Origin of the sequence: Desulfovibrio sp. Fe33 (assembly GCF_028532725.1) — a bacterium.
GTDB lineage: Bacteria > Desulfobacterota > Desulfovibrionia > Desulfovibrionales > Desulfovibrionaceae > Pseudodesulfovibrio.
The window spans coordinates 126,035-139,717 of record NZ_JAQKGU010000011.1; the positions used below are offsets into that span (position 1 = coordinate 126,035).

13 protein-coding genes are annotated in these 13,683 nt (G+C 60.4%); 11 read left to right on the plus strand and 2 right to left on the minus strand.

Going from position 1 to position 13,683, the window contains the following annotated elements; translation table 11 throughout:
- The first annotated feature begins 96 nt into the window (after positions 1-96).
- The 3 genes from PSN43_RS13970 (at position 97) to PSN43_RS13980 (ending at position 5,611) form a co-directional block, all read left to right on the plus strand.
- On the plus strand, positions 97-990 hold the full coding sequence (locus tag PSN43_RS13970) for a damage-control phosphatase ARMT1 family protein (RefSeq protein WP_272701348.1): 894 nt from the start codon (positions 97-99) through the stop codon (positions 988-990).
- Positions 983-4,138, plus strand: coding sequence for an AsmA family protein (locus tag PSN43_RS13975; RefSeq protein WP_272701349.1), 3,156 nt, complete (start codon positions 983-985; stop codon positions 4,136-4,138). The genes PSN43_RS13970 and PSN43_RS13975 overlap by 8 nt, the downstream gene beginning before the upstream one ends.
- Before the next feature lie 141 nt (positions 4,139-4,279).
- The gene (locus PSN43_RS13980) at positions 4,280-5,611 is read left to right on the plus strand and encodes a YhjD/YihY/BrkB family envelope integrity protein (RefSeq protein WP_272701350.1); all 1,332 of its coding nucleotides are present in this window, start codon (positions 4,280-4,282) and stop codon (positions 5,609-5,611) included.
- Between the two features lie 6 nt (positions 5,612-5,617).
- Here the strand turns inward: PSN43_RS13980 and tgt are convergent, their stop codons facing one another.
- Entirely contained in the window at positions 5,618-6,736 is a 1,119-nt protein-coding gene (gene tgt, locus PSN43_RS13985; protein ID WP_272701351.1) for a tRNA guanosine(34) transglycosylase Tgt, read from the minus strand.
- The gene (nth, locus tag PSN43_RS13990; protein ID WP_272701352.1) at positions 6,736-7,371 is read right to left on the minus strand and encodes an endonuclease III; all 636 of its coding nucleotides are present in this window, start codon (positions 7,369-7,371) and stop codon (positions 6,736-6,738) included. The genes tgt and nth overlap by 1 nt, the downstream gene beginning before the upstream one ends.
- Positions 7,372-7,491: 120 nt before the next feature.
- Between nth and cutA the strand changes: the two genes are divergently transcribed.
- The 8 genes from cutA to PSN43_RS14030 form a co-directional block, all read left to right on the plus strand.
- The gene (gene cutA, locus PSN43_RS13995; RefSeq protein WP_272701353.1) at positions 7,492-7,809 is read left to right on the plus strand and encodes a divalent-cation tolerance protein CutA; all 318 of its coding nucleotides are present in this window, start codon (positions 7,492-7,494) and stop codon (positions 7,807-7,809) included.
- Between the two features lie 84 nt (positions 7,810-7,893).
- On the plus strand, positions 7,894-8,829 hold the full coding sequence (locus PSN43_RS14000) for a carbohydrate kinase family protein (protein WP_272701354.1): 936 nt from the start codon (positions 7,894-7,896) through the stop codon (positions 8,827-8,829).
- A gap of 29 nt (positions 8,830-8,858) precedes the next feature.
- Positions 8,859-9,941, plus strand: coding sequence for a phosphotransferase family protein (locus PSN43_RS14005; RefSeq protein ID WP_272701355.1), 1,083 nt, complete (start codon positions 8,859-8,861; stop codon positions 9,939-9,941).
- 3 nt (positions 9,942-9,944) lie between these two features.
- Positions 9,945-10,535, plus strand: a complete 591-nt coding sequence (locus PSN43_RS14010; protein ID WP_272701356.1) for an adenylyl-sulfate kinase — start codon at positions 9,945-9,947, stop codon at positions 10,533-10,535.
- A gap of 72 nt (positions 10,536-10,607) precedes the next feature.
- Positions 10,608-11,954, plus strand: coding sequence for a tRNA (N6-isopentenyl adenosine(37)-C2)-methylthiotransferase MiaB (gene miaB, locus PSN43_RS14015; protein ID WP_272701357.1), 1,347 nt, complete (start codon positions 10,608-10,610; stop codon positions 11,952-11,954).
- Positions 11,948-12,442: a bifunctional nuclease family protein gene (locus tag PSN43_RS14020; protein WP_272701358.1), complete on the plus strand. Its 495-nt coding sequence runs from the start codon at positions 11,948-11,950 to the stop codon at positions 12,440-12,442. Before miaB ends, PSN43_RS14020 begins: the two co-directional genes overlap by 7 nt.
- A 6-nt stretch (positions 12,443-12,448) precedes the next feature.
- A complete protein-coding gene (locus tag PSN43_RS14025; protein WP_272701359.1) occupies positions 12,449-13,099 on the plus strand; it encodes a histidinol phosphate phosphatase domain-containing protein in 651 nt (216 codons plus the stop codon).
- A 134-nt stretch (positions 13,100-13,233) separates the two neighbouring features.
- Positions 13,234-13,683 (plus strand): MotA/TolQ/ExbB proton channel family protein (locus tag PSN43_RS14030; RefSeq protein ID WP_272701360.1); only part of this gene is annotated, 450 nt, incomplete at its 3' end.

The following is a 13,683-nucleotide window of genomic DNA, read 5'->3' on the forward strand; positions in this document are numbered from 1 at the left end:
CTGGGCCGTTGTGCGATTAGTCTTTGAAGTCGTGGAGTTATGGGCGGCCATAATATCCACAGCTTCCACCCTCTTTTTTTTCATACGGATTATTTCATGGATACAGCCCTCGAATGTATGCCCTGTTTCAAGAGAATGGCGGTCCGGGAGGCGCAGATCGCGTGCCCGGACAATCCTGCTCTTCGTGAAGAAATCGTGGCCAGGTGGGAGGCGCTCCTGCCCCGGTTGGACATGGATGAGCCGCCGCCGGCCATAGCGCGTTTACTGGCGGAACTGGTGCGCGAAGTGTCCGGCTGCCGTGATCTCTACGTTGAAGACAAGAGGGCGGCTAACGAATTCGTTCTCGGTCTGCTGCCGTCCCTGGAAGAGCGGGTCGAGGCTGCGCGCGCTACCGGCGATGCGTTGAGCCTGGCCCTGGAACTGTCCATTATCGGCAATTACATTGACCGCGGCGTCGAGCTTGAGTTCGACCTTGAAAAGGAACTCGCCAATGTGGCCGGTTCTGTGTCTCCCGATGCGCTCGCCGCGTTTCGGCAGCAGGCGCAGCCGGGCGCTTCCGTACTCATTCTGGGCGACAACACCGGCGAGATCGTCCTGGACACACTGTTGGTCCGGGAACTTTCTCGGCTTGGTTGCGATGTGACCTACGCCGTTCGTTCCAGACCCGTGCTCAACGACGCCACCATGGCCGACGCCGAAGCCGTGGGCATGACCGATCTGTGCCTCGTGGTTGAGTCCGGCGTGGACACTCCCGGCACGGTCCTGAGCCGCTGCACTCCGGAATTCCTTCAGCGTATGCGCGAATCGGATGTCATCCTGAGCAAGGGGCAGGGCAACTTCGAGGCGTTGAACGGTGTCTGGGCCGGGGTTTTTTGCGCCTTCAAGGTCAAGTGCCCCCGCATAGCCAGAAAAACCGGCCTCAATTTCGGCGAGAGCGCCCTGTGCGTAAGCATTGGCGACGGAGACGGGGCAGAGGACGATCATGCTTAGGAAACTGCCGCATATCCTGGTTGAGTGCCTGGTGGCGCTTGTCCTGGTTTGCACCGGTCTCCTGCTGTGGGTTTCGTACTACATTGATACCGGCGAATTCCGTGATCGGCTCAAGGTTGCCGTGGAGGAAGCTCTCGACAGACCTGTGAGGTTTGGCGGCGATATCGATCTCGCGTTCTGGCCGCGGCTTGCCGTTACCCTTGAGGATGTGAGCGTGGGCGAGGCCGTCGGTTTCGGCGACGGTCCGGCGGCGCGGTTCGACGATATCAGCGTCAGCGTGCGGATCGTTCCGCTTTTTTCTCATCGCATCGAGGTGGAATCCCTGGAGCTCGACGGCCTGGAAGCGAATATCATTCGCAATGGCGACGGCATATTCAACTGGCAGTCCCTGACGGGCCGGGAAGACTCGAGTGATTCGGGTGAGGCCGTGACGGACGAGTGGACCTTCTCCGTGCACAGCGTGAAGATCACGGATGCGGCAATACTGTTTCGCGATGAGCTGGAGAAGACCGAGTATCGGTTGAGCGGCATCGATATCAACACCGGAACCGTCCAATTCGGCGTGGATGTCCCGTTTTCCCTGAACAGCGATTTTGCCTGGGACGATCAGGGAATCAAGGCGGCTCTGGAGCTCAAGGGCATGGTTCGGGCCAATAGCGACGGTTCGCTGCCGGTTTTTTCGCGGGTCGGCGTCCAGGCTCGGGTGTTTGGCGATTTTCTCCCCAAGGGTGATGAACCCGGCGAGTTTATCGCTGACGTGGACCTGAATCTGGCTAAGCGCATTGTCGAGTTCGACAACGTCAAGGCGAGTCTGTTCGGCCTGCGGGCCGAGGGCAATATGACCAGCGGCGACCTGAGCGAAGGCCTCGACTTCAAGGGACATGTTACGGTCCGTCCCTTCGTGCCCCGGACTCTTATCGCCAGGTACGCTCCGAAGCTGCCGCTCAAGGATGTGGACGGCCTGAACAGCGGCGCGGTGGCCTCCTTCGTGCACGTCACCGAGGAGGGAATGAGTTTCGACAACCTGGTCGTGGCCCTGGACGACATATCCGTGCGCGGCCAGTGCGGATTCAAAGGGTGGCAAAAGCCGGTCTTCGATTTCGCTTTGCGCGGAAATTCCATCGACCTGGACCGCTATCTGCCGCTGTTCAGGACCGGCACTCCGTTTATTTGGGACGATTTCGCCCTGCCGTTCTTCGGGGCCTTCCGGGGAAATGGAACCGTGCGCGCCGACGGCTTCAAGGTTCTGGACATTTCCATTGCCGACGTCCGCCTGAAGGCCGCCGCCACCGACAAGGGTATTGATGTGGATGCGGGGGCCATTCGTGACGGCTTCGCATCGCTCGGGGGGAAGCTGAATGTGGTCATCGGCCAGGAGACCAAAGGGATTCCGACCCTCTCCCTGAGCTGCGTGGTCGACGCCGATTCCCGTGGAGACGGGTTTGCCTTTCTGCAACAGGACTTTTTCAAGGCGGGGGGAGCCGGAAAGCTTCATCTGGAGGTGTTGGCTCCCAAGATGACATGCCGTCCGGATGCCCGTTCCATAAATTTTCTTCAGCATCTCGACGGGGTTGCCAAGCTTTCGCTCGGCCAGGGCAAGGCCGTTGTCACGCGGGAAGAGGGCGATCCCCTCGATTTTGACTACAGCCAAAGCGATCTGGAGCTGAAGGTCGCCTCCCGCGCTTCGAAGGATGTGAACATCTGGAACGGCACAGTGTCGGCCACCGCCAGGGTGCGCAGCCCCGGTTCGCTGAAGAGCCTGAACGTCACCGCGCAGGGCCCTGTGACGGCGAATATCGATCCGTTCCAGGCCAAAAGCTCTGGCGTGGCCGTCAACGGCTACCTGACCGCCACATTGCTCCCAAATGAAGCGCGGCGGTTGGGATTCGACGGCACCGTTGCCTTCGATTCGGAGAAAGGGACGGCCCGGCTCAGGGACGGAGTATTTCAAGCCTTGGAAACCACGCTCAAGGGCGAGGCCCGGTTGGCGGGAACGGGCAAGGAGCGGCGGGCGGAAGGCAGCCTTTCCATTGATGGAGCCGATCCCAAACGCATCATCTACCTTCTGACCGGAAAGAGTCTTTCGACCCGTGACGGCGAAGCTCTGCGCAAGGCTTCCGTTCGCACGGAATTTTCAGCGGACGGGAGGGGGTTCACCTTGAGCGATCTTCAGGGAGAACTGGACGGCATGGAAATCAAGGGGCATGTAGTCGGAACGGGCTATGTTCATCCCATGTTCGCCTTTTCCCTCGCCGCGGGCTCCTTTGATCTGGATCGCTATCTGACCAAAAGTCCCGCTCCCAGCCTGGAGGACGTCCGTCGGGGCGTTGCGCCTAAAGCCAAGCCGGTGGAACTGCCACTCGAATTTCTCCGCAGCCTCAAGCTCAACGGCAAGGTCTTTTTCAGGGAGTTTACCCTGGCCAGAATCCGCTGGTCGTCCCTGGAGGGCTTCGTCCGCGCCAATGCGGGCATCATTTCCTTGGCTCGGATGCAAGGCAAACTGCATGACGGCGATTTCCAGGGGAATATGGACGGCGAAGTAGGAGAGGACTCCCTGGCATTACACTTGCTTTTGGATGTGGAAGGGATGCAGGCCGGGCCGTTCATGGCCGAGATGGCTCAGCGGGAGTATGTGCGCGGGAAGACCTACATCAAAGGGGATCTGCGCAGTGTCGGGCGGACGGACGACGATATCCTGGCCAATCTGGAAGGCAAGGCTTCCGTCGTGATCGACAACGGCTCTTTCAAGTTCACCGGCTGGGACGCCGAGCCCGTCCAGCCTACAGCTTCGCGCAGTTCTCAGATCGGCCAGAGCCAAGTGGCCCGTTCCGGCGGACGCACGTCTTTCCGACGAGTCGATTCCGAAGCCACCGTCAAGGAAGGCGTGTTTCATATCGACAAGTTCCGGCTCGAAGCGCCTCCTGTACTGCAAGCCTATGGCGAGGGCAGCTTCAGCCTGCCCGCCAACACCATCGCGGTGTCCATCCGCAACGATTTCGTGGCGGTGCCGAGCGTCACCCTGCGTTTGACCGGCAAATTGACGGACCCCAAGGTGGACGTTCCCACCGGCAGAATCGTCAACGATACGGTGCTCAACATCCTGAGTCTGCCCAAGAAATCCTTCGAGTTCCTGCGGGATCTTTTCTGATTGGGACGCGCCCAACTTGCCTGCGAAGGCGGATTCGGTGTAAGCGGCAACGATACGAACCCTCATTCTTCACGCGGAGCGGCTATGAACCCGGCGAGAAAGTTATCGCAATTGAAGAGAGAATTCCTGGAAGGCATATGGGTGCGTGACACACCGGAAACGCCCTATCTTATCCGCACATGGCGGGGGGCTTGCCGTCTGCTTTACCTGATCGCTTTCAGCTTCGTGAAGGATCAGACCATCATCCGCGCGGCGGCTCTGACGTTCACCACCATCCTGTCCATTGTTCCGTTCCTCGCCGTGGCTTTTTCCATTTCCAAGGGGTTCGGATTCCAGAACACCGGCAAGATGCGCGACCTCATCCTTCACCTGACCACGGGACAACCCGAGGTGGCGGACAAGATCATCGAATACATAGACCGGACCAACGTGCAGGCTTTGGGGTGGGTCGGCGTGGTGACGTTGCTTGTCACCGTTCTCTCCCTGGTCGGCACCATTGAGAAGGCCTTCAACGTCATTTGGAGCGTGAACAAGGGGCGTTCGGCCTGGCGCAGGGTAACGGATTTTTTCCCCATCATCCTTTTCGGCCCCATTTTCCTTTTTGTCGCGTCAAGCTTCAATTTCAGCCTGCAAAATCAGGATTTCATCTCCAATGTGGTGAGTCTCAAGGCCATCGGATACCTGGAGACCATGTTCCTCAAGGCCGTGCCGTACCTGCTCATCATCATGGCCTTCTCCATGATGTACGCCTTCATTCCCAATACCCATGTGCGCATACGGGCGGCGTTGATCGGCGGCGTGGTGGGCGGCGTTCTCTGGCAGATGGCCCAATGGCTGTACATCAACTGGCAGATCGGAGCGGTCAAGTACAACGCCATCTACGGCAGTTTCGCCCAGCTTCCCCTGTTGCTTGTCTGGATCTATCTGAGTTGGCTGATCGTTCTCCTCGGGGCGCAGGTGAGCCACGCCTGGCAGAACATCAATTCTTTCGTCAAACAGCGGTATTTCGGCGCGGCGACGCCCTACGAGCGCCAGAAGATCGCGGTGCTGATGATGGTCGTTCTGGCCAAGCGGTTCCACGAGGGACGGCCTCTGCCTTCGGTGGAGGAGATATCCGACGGCCTTATGGCCCCGGCCTCCCTGGTTTCCGATATCTTTCGCGTATTGCAGAGTGCGGGCTACACCGTTCCTGCTGATTTGCCGGGGTGCGAGGTTTACGCCCCGGCGCGGGAGCTGGCGGATGTCCGTGTCCTCGACATCATCCGGGCCGTCAATATGGAGGGCGAGCAGCGGGTTTTCGCCGAGTTCGACCAGAAGTACGGTTTTCTCGACCGCATCATGGGCCGGCTAGGGCAGGAAGTCGCCGAAAGCGAGTCTAACCTGACTCTGCTCCAATGCGCCAAAGAATATCCCGGGGCGATATTCAATATCGCGCCCGGGACTGTATCGGAGCAGTGTCCGCAGAAAGGCTGATTTTCGCTACTTTTGGCCGTAGGCCGCTTCGTATTTCGCCTTGAGTTCCCGGAAGGAGCCTTCTTCGATGGCTTTCCGAATCTGTTTCATCAAATCCAGATAGAAATACAGGTTGTGGTAGGTGTTCAGCCGGTAGGAGAGCAGCTCTTTGGCCATGTACAGGTGGCGCAGATACGCCTTGGTGAAATTGCGGCAGGTGTAGCATTCGCAGTTGGGGTCCAGAGGCGAATCGTCCTCGGCGTACCCGGCCCGCTTGATGTTGACCTTGCCCAGCGAGGTGAACAGGGTCCCGTTGCGGGCATTGCGCGACGGCAGGACGCAGTCGAACATGTCCACGCCCGCCGAGACGCCTTCCAGGATGTCCAGCGGCGTGCCGACGCCCATGAGATAGCGCGGCTTGCCGGACGGCAGCTTGGGCGCGATGTGGTGGAGGATGTCGTACATTTCCTCTGTGGATTCGCCTACGGACAGGCCGCCGATGGCGAATCCCTCGAAATCTATTTCACGGAGCTGTTCAAGGCTGCGGTCCCGCAAGTCCTTGTGGAAGCCGCCCTGGACGATGCCGAACATGATCTGGTCGCCGGTGCCCTTGGGGTAATGGTCGCGGCAGCGTTTGGCCCACCGGGTGGTCATTTCCAGGGATTTTTCGGTGTAGGCGCGGTCGTTGCCGTACCCCACGCACTCGTCGAGCACCATCATGATGTCCGAGCCGAGGTTGCGCTGGATGTCTATCGCCTTTTCCGGCGAGAAGAAATGCTTGGAGCCGTCGATGTAGGAACGGAATTCCACGCCTTCCTCGGACAATTTACGGATTCCTTCCAGGCTGAACACCTGGAAGCCGCCGCTGTCGGTGAGAATGGGGCGTTTCCAGTTGGCGAACTTGCGCAGTCCGCCGCGCCGGGCCACCAGATCATCGCCGGGCCTGAGGTAGAGGTGGTAGGTGTTGCCCAGGATGATCTGGGCCTCCATCTCCTCCAGGTCCTGCGGAGTCAGGCTCTTGACGGTTCCCTGGGTGCCGACGGGCATGAATATGGGCGTCTGGATATCGCCGTGGGCGGTCGTCAGAGTGGCGCGACGGGCGAGGTTGTCGGTCGCGTGGATGGTGAAATCGCCGGGCTTGGTCATTATTCGACTCCCTTTTTCGGACAGATGTCGGCCAATTCGCAGATGTCACATTTGGGTTTGCGGGCCGGACAGACTTCCCGGCCGAAGAAGACCAGGGAATGGTTTACGTCGCCCCATTGGTCGCGCGGGAAAAGAGGCATGAGGTCTTTTTCGATCTGAATGGGATCGGTCTTGGTCGTCAGCCCCATGCGGAAGGTCAGCCGCTTGACGTGCGTGTCCACCGCGATGCCCTCGTTTACGCCGAAGGCGTTGGAGAGCACGATGCTCGCAGTCTTGCGGGCCACGCCGCCCAAAGTGACGAGCTCGGCCATGGTCCGGGGGACCTCTCCGCCGTATTCGCTCATTATGCGTTGCGCGGCGGCCTTGATGTTCTTGGCCTTGTTTCGGAAGAATCCGGTCGAGCGGACCACCTCTTCGATTTCGGTCACGTCGGCCTCGGCCGCATCCTTGATTTCGGGCCAACGCTCGAAGAAGACGGGTGTGACCATGTTCACCCGCTCGTCGGTGCATTGTGCGGACAGGGCCGTGGCCACGAGCAGCTCCCAGGGAGTGCCGTAGTTCAGAGCCGGTTTGGGGGAGGGGTACCGTTTCGAGAGACGGTCGAAAATTTCAGCCGCGCGTTCTTTCTTGTTCATATGTACTCCGTGTCGGAGGGTTGTTAACACCTGTCGCCGCGCGGCTCAAGCGTGAAGGGCGTCCTTCCCCTGTTGCGTCCTGCGGCGAACCATGTATCATTTCCGTGAACGGAGGAACTAATGTCCGAATCATTTATCTACATCACTTGCGCGGACGAGGCCGAAGCGGAATCCGTCGGGTCCATGCTCGTGCAAAGGCGGCTTGCGGCCTGCGTGAACATCCTTCCCGGCATGAAGTCGCTCTACTGGTGGCAGGGAAAGCTTGAACGGGGCAGGGAAGCCGTGCTCATCGCCAAGACCAGGACCGAACTGGTGGATGCGCTGACCGAAGCGGTCAAGGAGGCCCATGGATACGAGGTCCCCTGCGTCGTGGCCATGCCCATTTCAGGCGGCAACCAGGACTTTCTCGCGTGGATTCGGAACGAGACGGCCAAGTAGTGAACCGGACCGGGAGCACCGTTGACAGGCTCGCGTCCATGCACGTAGTTTCCCGGTCATTCAATCAGCTTTCAAGGAGCGAAAATGCAGATTTATATTTCCGGTTCCCTCGCTTTCGACCGCATCATGACTTTCCCCGACAAGTTCTCCAACCACATTCTGCCGGACAAGATTCATATTCTCAACGTCTCCTTCCTGGTCAACGGCCTGGTGGAGCGGTTCGGCGGGACGGCGGGCAACATCGCCTACAACCTGTCTCTGCTGGGCGTGAAGTCCACCATTCTCAGCCAGGTCGGGAAGGACTTTGGTCCCTACGACCAGCGGCTTCAGCAGTATGGGCTTTCCGTGGGCGGCATTCGGACCATCGAGCAGGAGTTCACCGCCGGTTGCTACATCACCACCGACATGTCCGACAACCAGATCAACGGGTTCAATCCCGGCGCCATGAAGTACCCCTGTCAGTACGACATGAGCCGCATCGATCCGTCCGACGCCATCGGCCTTATCGCTCCGGGCAACATCAATGACATGATCGCTCATCCCAAGTACTACCGCGAGCACGGCATTCCCTATATTTTCGATCCGGGCCAGCAGATTCCGGCCCTGTCGGGCGATCAGCTCAAGGAAGCCATCAGCGGGGCGGAAATTCTCATCGTCAACGACTATGAGCTGGAAATGATTAAGAAGGCGACCGGCATGACCAAGGCCGAACTTCTTGAAAACGCGGCCTATCTGATTACGACCCTCGGCGAAAACGGTTCCATCGTCAGTTGCGGCAACAAGGACACGGCCGTCGGCGTGGTCCCGGCGGGCGAAGTGCTTGATCCCACCGGCGCGGGCGACGCCTATCGGGCGGGGCTGCTCAAGGGATTGTCCATGGGCAAGACCGTCGCCGAGGCGGCCAAGCTGGGAGCCACCTGCGCCACCTACGCGGTGGAGTTCAAGGGCACCCAGGAACACTCCTTCACCCTGAAGGAATTTACGGAACGCTACGAGTCGGTCTTCGGGCCTCTCGAATAGCGGCGGCCGAGCAGGCCGGGGAGGGCGACATGATCGAACTCAAGGTCCGGGCCATCGAATCGTATTTGCGCAGTGTGTACGGCGATGACGCCCGCCTCCTAGGGGCGGGCGACATCGGCAGCCTTGACGCGCAAGGCATGAAGGGGTTCGGCTACGGCAAACCGCTGCTCGTCCGTTTCGAGACGGGCGGCGAGGTCCGGGAGGCTGTGTTTTCGATCATGAAGGGCGACAGGTACGGCCACCAGTTCTACTGGGACCGCGCGTCCATCCTGATGTCCCAGTATGAGACTTCGGCGCGCATGGAGCGCCACGCCCGCCCCCTCGGGCTTGGGTATGTGAACGGCTCGGACGCGCTTGTGCCGGTGACGGACCCCAAGGAGTTCTTCATCGTCAGCGAGAAGCTCGAAGGGTACGACTACTTTCGCGATCTGGAGCGTATCAGGGAGAGCGGGCTGCGCGACGCGGACGTCGACATGGCCCGCGCGTTCGCCCGGTGGCTGGCTGAAGTGCACGCGGCCAAGCTGGACGATCCGTCCCTGTACGCGAGACGCATTCGCAACCTGCTGGGGGCCAGCGAGTGCATTTTCGGCCTGGTGGACGAGGCGTTTCCCAGGAACTACGCCTTCTTCGATGACCGGCGGTTCAAGGCGTTGGAAAAGCGTCTCATTGACTGGCGCTGGAAGCTCAAGGGGTATGCCCATCGGTTGAGTGCTGTACATGGTGATTTCCATCCGTGGAACGTCCTTGTGACCGACGACGGCCGTTTTTCGGTGCTGGACCGCAGCCGGGGCGAGTGGGGCGAGCCCGGCGGCGACCTAGCCAGCATGGCCATGAATTATCTGCTCTGGTCCCTGTACGGGCGCGACAGGTTGGCCGAGCCTTTCGAAACGCTCTACCGAGCCTATTTCGAGGAATACCTGGCCTGCACAGGCGATACCGAGGTTCTCGAAGTCCTGGCGCCGTTCTGCGTGTTTCGGGGGCTGGTCATCGCTTCGCCCGAGTGGTATCCGGATCATCCCGAATCCGTGCGCCGTCGCCTGTTCAATTTCGTGTCCAACGTCGTCGAGGACGAAGTCTTCGATTGGGAACACGTCAACAGGTATCTGGAGTAGGGTATGACGGGCGGAGGCGGACGGCGGGGCTGGGCGGTCTGGATCGTCGGATTGCCGGGCTGCGGCAAGTCGACCTTGGCGCGCGGCGTGCGCGACGCCCTTGCGGCCCGGGGCGTGGACGCTGTACTGTTGCACATGGACGAGCGGCGCAAGGCATATTTCCCGAATCCGACGTATACCGCGGAGGAGCGAGAGACCGCTTATGCCCTGTTCGCCGAGGAGGCGGCCAGGCTGACCGATCAGGGGCGCAACGTCATCATGGACGGCTCGGCCTACCGGGCGTCAATGCGGCGGTACGCGCGTGGATTGATCCCCCGGTTCGCCGAGATTTTCGTACATTGCGATCTGGAAACGGCCATGGCACGCGAGGCTGCCCGTCCCGCAGGCCAGGTCATGGCCGGTCTATATCGAAAGGCGTTGGAGCGGCGGGAAACAGGCCGCAGTTTCGAGGGGTTGGGTGAGGTCATCGGTGTCGATGCGCCCTTCGAGCGGGACCCGGCAGCCGAGTTCGTCATCGATAATACCGCACTCTCCCGCGAGAAAACCTTGGGAAACACCTTGCACTTTCTGGACACTTGGCTCGCCAGTGCGTAATGGGCCGCTTGAACGCGCCGACTTGTCGGCCTGAACTCCAACGACCCGTCCCGAGAGGCGGGATGTGAATACATGAAATTCCATATCACCACCTTCGGGTGCCAGATGAACGTCCACGACTCGCAGTGGCTTGCCCGCGCCCTGGAAAGCAGGGGGTGGGAGGAGACCGGCGAGGAAGACGCCCAGGTATATATCCTCAATACATGCAGCGTGCGCGAAAAGCCCGAACAGAAGGTTTATAGCGAACTCGGTCGCGTTGCGGCCCACCTCAAGCGCGACGAAAACGTCTTTGCCGCCGTGGGCGGCTGCGTGGCCCAACAGGTCGGGAAGGGCTTTTTCGATCGTTTTCCCTTCGTTCGGCTGGTGTTCGGTTCGGACGGCATCGCGGGCGCGCCCAACGCGCTGGAGCGCATTGCCGGGGGCAAGGACGATCGCGTGGCGCTGCTCGATTTCGTCACCCTGTACGAGGAGCGCGAACAGCCGGACGAGCCGGTCGCCTTGGGCGACACCCGGCAGGCCTTCGTCAACATCATGCAGGGGTGCGACAACTTCTGCTCCTACTGCATCGTGCCCTACACGCGCGGACGTCAGAAGTCCCGCACACCGGACGCCATTCTCGACGAGTGCCGCGCCCTGATCGACAGCGGCGTGCGGGAAATTACCCTGCTCGGCCAGAACGTCAACAGCTTCGGCCTGGACAAGGGCGGGGTGGGCGTGAGTTTCGCCGAGCTTTTGCGTTCCGTGGCCGCCATTCCCGGGCTGGATCGGCTGCGTTTCACCACTTCGCATCCCAAGGATATCGCCGAGGAGGTCGTCCGAGCCTTCGGCGAGCTGCCGAATCTTTGCCCTTCGCTGCATCTGCCGATGCAGGCCGGGTCGGACCGTGTGCTCAAGGCCATGCGCCGCAAGTACGATATCGAGCGCTATCTTTCCATAGTGGACGGTCTGCGCAAGGCGCGGCCGGATATCAGCCTGACCACGGACCTGATCGTCGGGTTCCCCGGCGAGACCGAGGAAGACTTCCGGCAGACCCTTGAAATGGTCGAACGGGTCGGTTTCGAGTCGAGCTTTTCCTTCAAGTATTCCGACCGTCCGGGCGTCGCGGCGGTGAATATGGAGCCGAAGGTTCCGGCCGAAGAGGCCTCGGAGCGGTTGCTGCGCTTGCAGACTCTGCAAAATAATATTACTAGAAAATGTCTAAAGAATCAGTTGGGCGCGCGGACTGACGCGTTTATCGAGGGGTTGAGCCGTATGCAGGATGGAGAATCCATATCCTGGAAAGGGCGAGACCCGGCCGGACGCATCGTTAACGTATCCATGGAGGAGACGGCCGGTTTGACCGGCATGATGGTTCCGGTCGAGATCAAGGAAGCCAAGAAACACTCCCTGGTGGGAGAGAGGGCGGGCGAGCCGTGGTAAAGGTCGAAATTTTCGGGCTGGCGCTGGACGAAGCTGGGAAGTCCCCCATAATCGTCCTCAAGGATGAGGCGGAAACCGTGGTGCTGCCCATCTGGATTGGCGCGATGGAGGCCATGGCCATCTCCATGGCCATCAATCGGGTGCCTTTCCCCCGGCCCATGACTCACGACCTTTTGCTCAACACCATCCGCGCCATGGGCGGCACGGTCACGCGTGTGGAGATCACCGACATCGAGAACGGGACTTTCTTCGCCGAATTGGTTGTTGCCTCCGGCGACGAGACGTGGCGTATCGACAGCCGTCCTTCGGACGCCATCGCCTTGGCCGTGCGCGCGGAATGTCCCATTCTGGCCGGAGAATCCGTTCTGGAAGAGGCCGGAGGTCCGTTCCCGGAACATCCTGAAGCGCTCATCAAGACCGAGGATGCCGAGAAGTGGCAGGATGAACTGGACAAGCTTTCCGAAGACGACATCAAATACAAGATGTAGGCCCGTATGATCGATTTGCATACCCACACCATTTTCAGCGACGGGGAGCTTATCCCCGCCGAACTCGTTCGCCGCGCCGAGGTCATCGGCTACAAGGCGCTTTGCATGACCGATCACGCGGACGAGGCGACCATGTATCACGCTCTGGAGAATGTCCTTCGCTTCGTCAAGAAGCATGGTCATTTCTTCGACATCAATGTCCTGGCCGGGGTGGAACTGACCCATGTGCCGCCCGCGCTCATTGACGAGATGACCCGGGCCGCGCGGCAGAGCGGAGCACAGGTGGTGGTCGTGCACGGTGAGACCCCGGTTGAACCGGTGGCTCCCGGCACCAACCTGGCGGCCATCGAAGCCGGCGTGGACATTTTGGCACATCCTGGCCTGATTACCGACGAGGAAGTCCGGCTCGCCGCAGAGCGCGGCGTCGCGCTGGAAATCACCACGCGCGGCGGCCACAGTTACACCAACGGGCACGTGGCCGCGCTGGCTCGGAAGCACGGGGCCAAGTTGGTTGTCAACAACGACGCCCATGCCCCGCGTGATCTTGTGGGCGAGGAGCTGCGTCGGACCATCGCGCTGGGGGCGGGGTTGACGGTTGAAGAATATAGGCGGACCGAGTCCAATGCCTGGGAGATCGTACAACGATGCATGAAATGATGTTTCCCGTTCGTCGCACGACTGTGACAATAAAGGCGTAGGCACATTCGGAGATACGGAAAAGCCGTGGCTTGCTGGCCCGGCTTTCTTCGCATGAAGCGGGTTGTAAAACCCATAGAATCAAAGGTGAAATCATGAATTTTCTGCCCGACAACGACATCCTGACCCTGCTTTCCGGGGCGACCCTGGCGGTCAAGCTGGTCATGCTCTTCCTGGGGTGCATGTCCCTGTGGAGCTGGACCATCATCTTCTTCAAGTTCTTCAGCATCGGCACGGCCCGCAAGCGGGTCATCAGCGGCTATGACGCGTTCATGGCCGCAGGCGACCTGTCCAAGGGCATCAAGCAGTTGGGCGACAAGAGCGATTCCCCCCTGGCCCGGGTTTCCTCGCTGGCCGTGAAAGAATTCCGCCAGCTCGAAAAGGCGGACGTCAACCGGGAGCGCAGACGCCTTCTGGTCAAGGACACCCTCCGGCGCGTGCTCAAACAGGGCATTTCCAAGGAAATGCGCGTGCTGACCCGCAACCTGCCGTTCCTGGCCACCTGCGCCAACGCGGCCCCGTTCATCGGCCTGTTCGGCACGGTC

Excerpts from the sequence above, each read along its gene's own strand:
- PSN43_RS13970 (WP_272701348.1), top strand. The coding sequence starts at position 97 with ATGGATACAGCCCTCGAATGTATGCCCTGTTTCAAGAGAATGGCGGTC.
- PSN43_RS13975 (WP_272701349.1), top strand. The coding sequence starts at position 983 with ATGCTTAGGAAACTGCCGCATATCCTGGTTGAGTGCCTGGTGGCGCTT.
- tgt (WP_272701351.1), bottom strand. The coding sequence starts at position 6,736 with ATGACCAAGCCCGGCGATTTCACCATCCACGCGACCGACAACCTCGCC.
- nth (WP_272701352.1), bottom strand. The coding sequence starts at position 7,371 with ATGAACAAGAAAGAACGCGCGGCTGAAATTTTCGACCGTCTCTCGAAA.
- cutA (WP_272701353.1), top strand. The coding sequence starts at position 7,492 with ATGTCCGAATCATTTATCTACATCACTTGCGCGGACGAGGCCGAAGCG.
- PSN43_RS14000 (WP_272701354.1), top strand. The coding sequence starts at position 7,894 with ATGCAGATTTATATTTCCGGTTCCCTCGCTTTCGACCGCATCATGACT.
- PSN43_RS14005 (WP_272701355.1), top strand. The coding sequence starts at position 8,859 with ATGATCGAACTCAAGGTCCGGGCCATCGAATCGTATTTGCGCAGTGTG.
- PSN43_RS14010 (WP_272701356.1), top strand. The coding sequence starts at position 9,945 with ATGACGGGCGGAGGCGGACGGCGGGGCTGGGCGGTCTGGATCGTCGGA.
- miaB (WP_272701357.1), top strand. The coding sequence starts at position 10,608 with ATGAAATTCCATATCACCACCTTCGGGTGCCAGATGAACGTCCACGAC.
- PSN43_RS14025 (WP_272701359.1), top strand. The coding sequence starts at position 12,449 with ATGATCGATTTGCATACCCACACCATTTTCAGCGACGGGGAGCTTATC.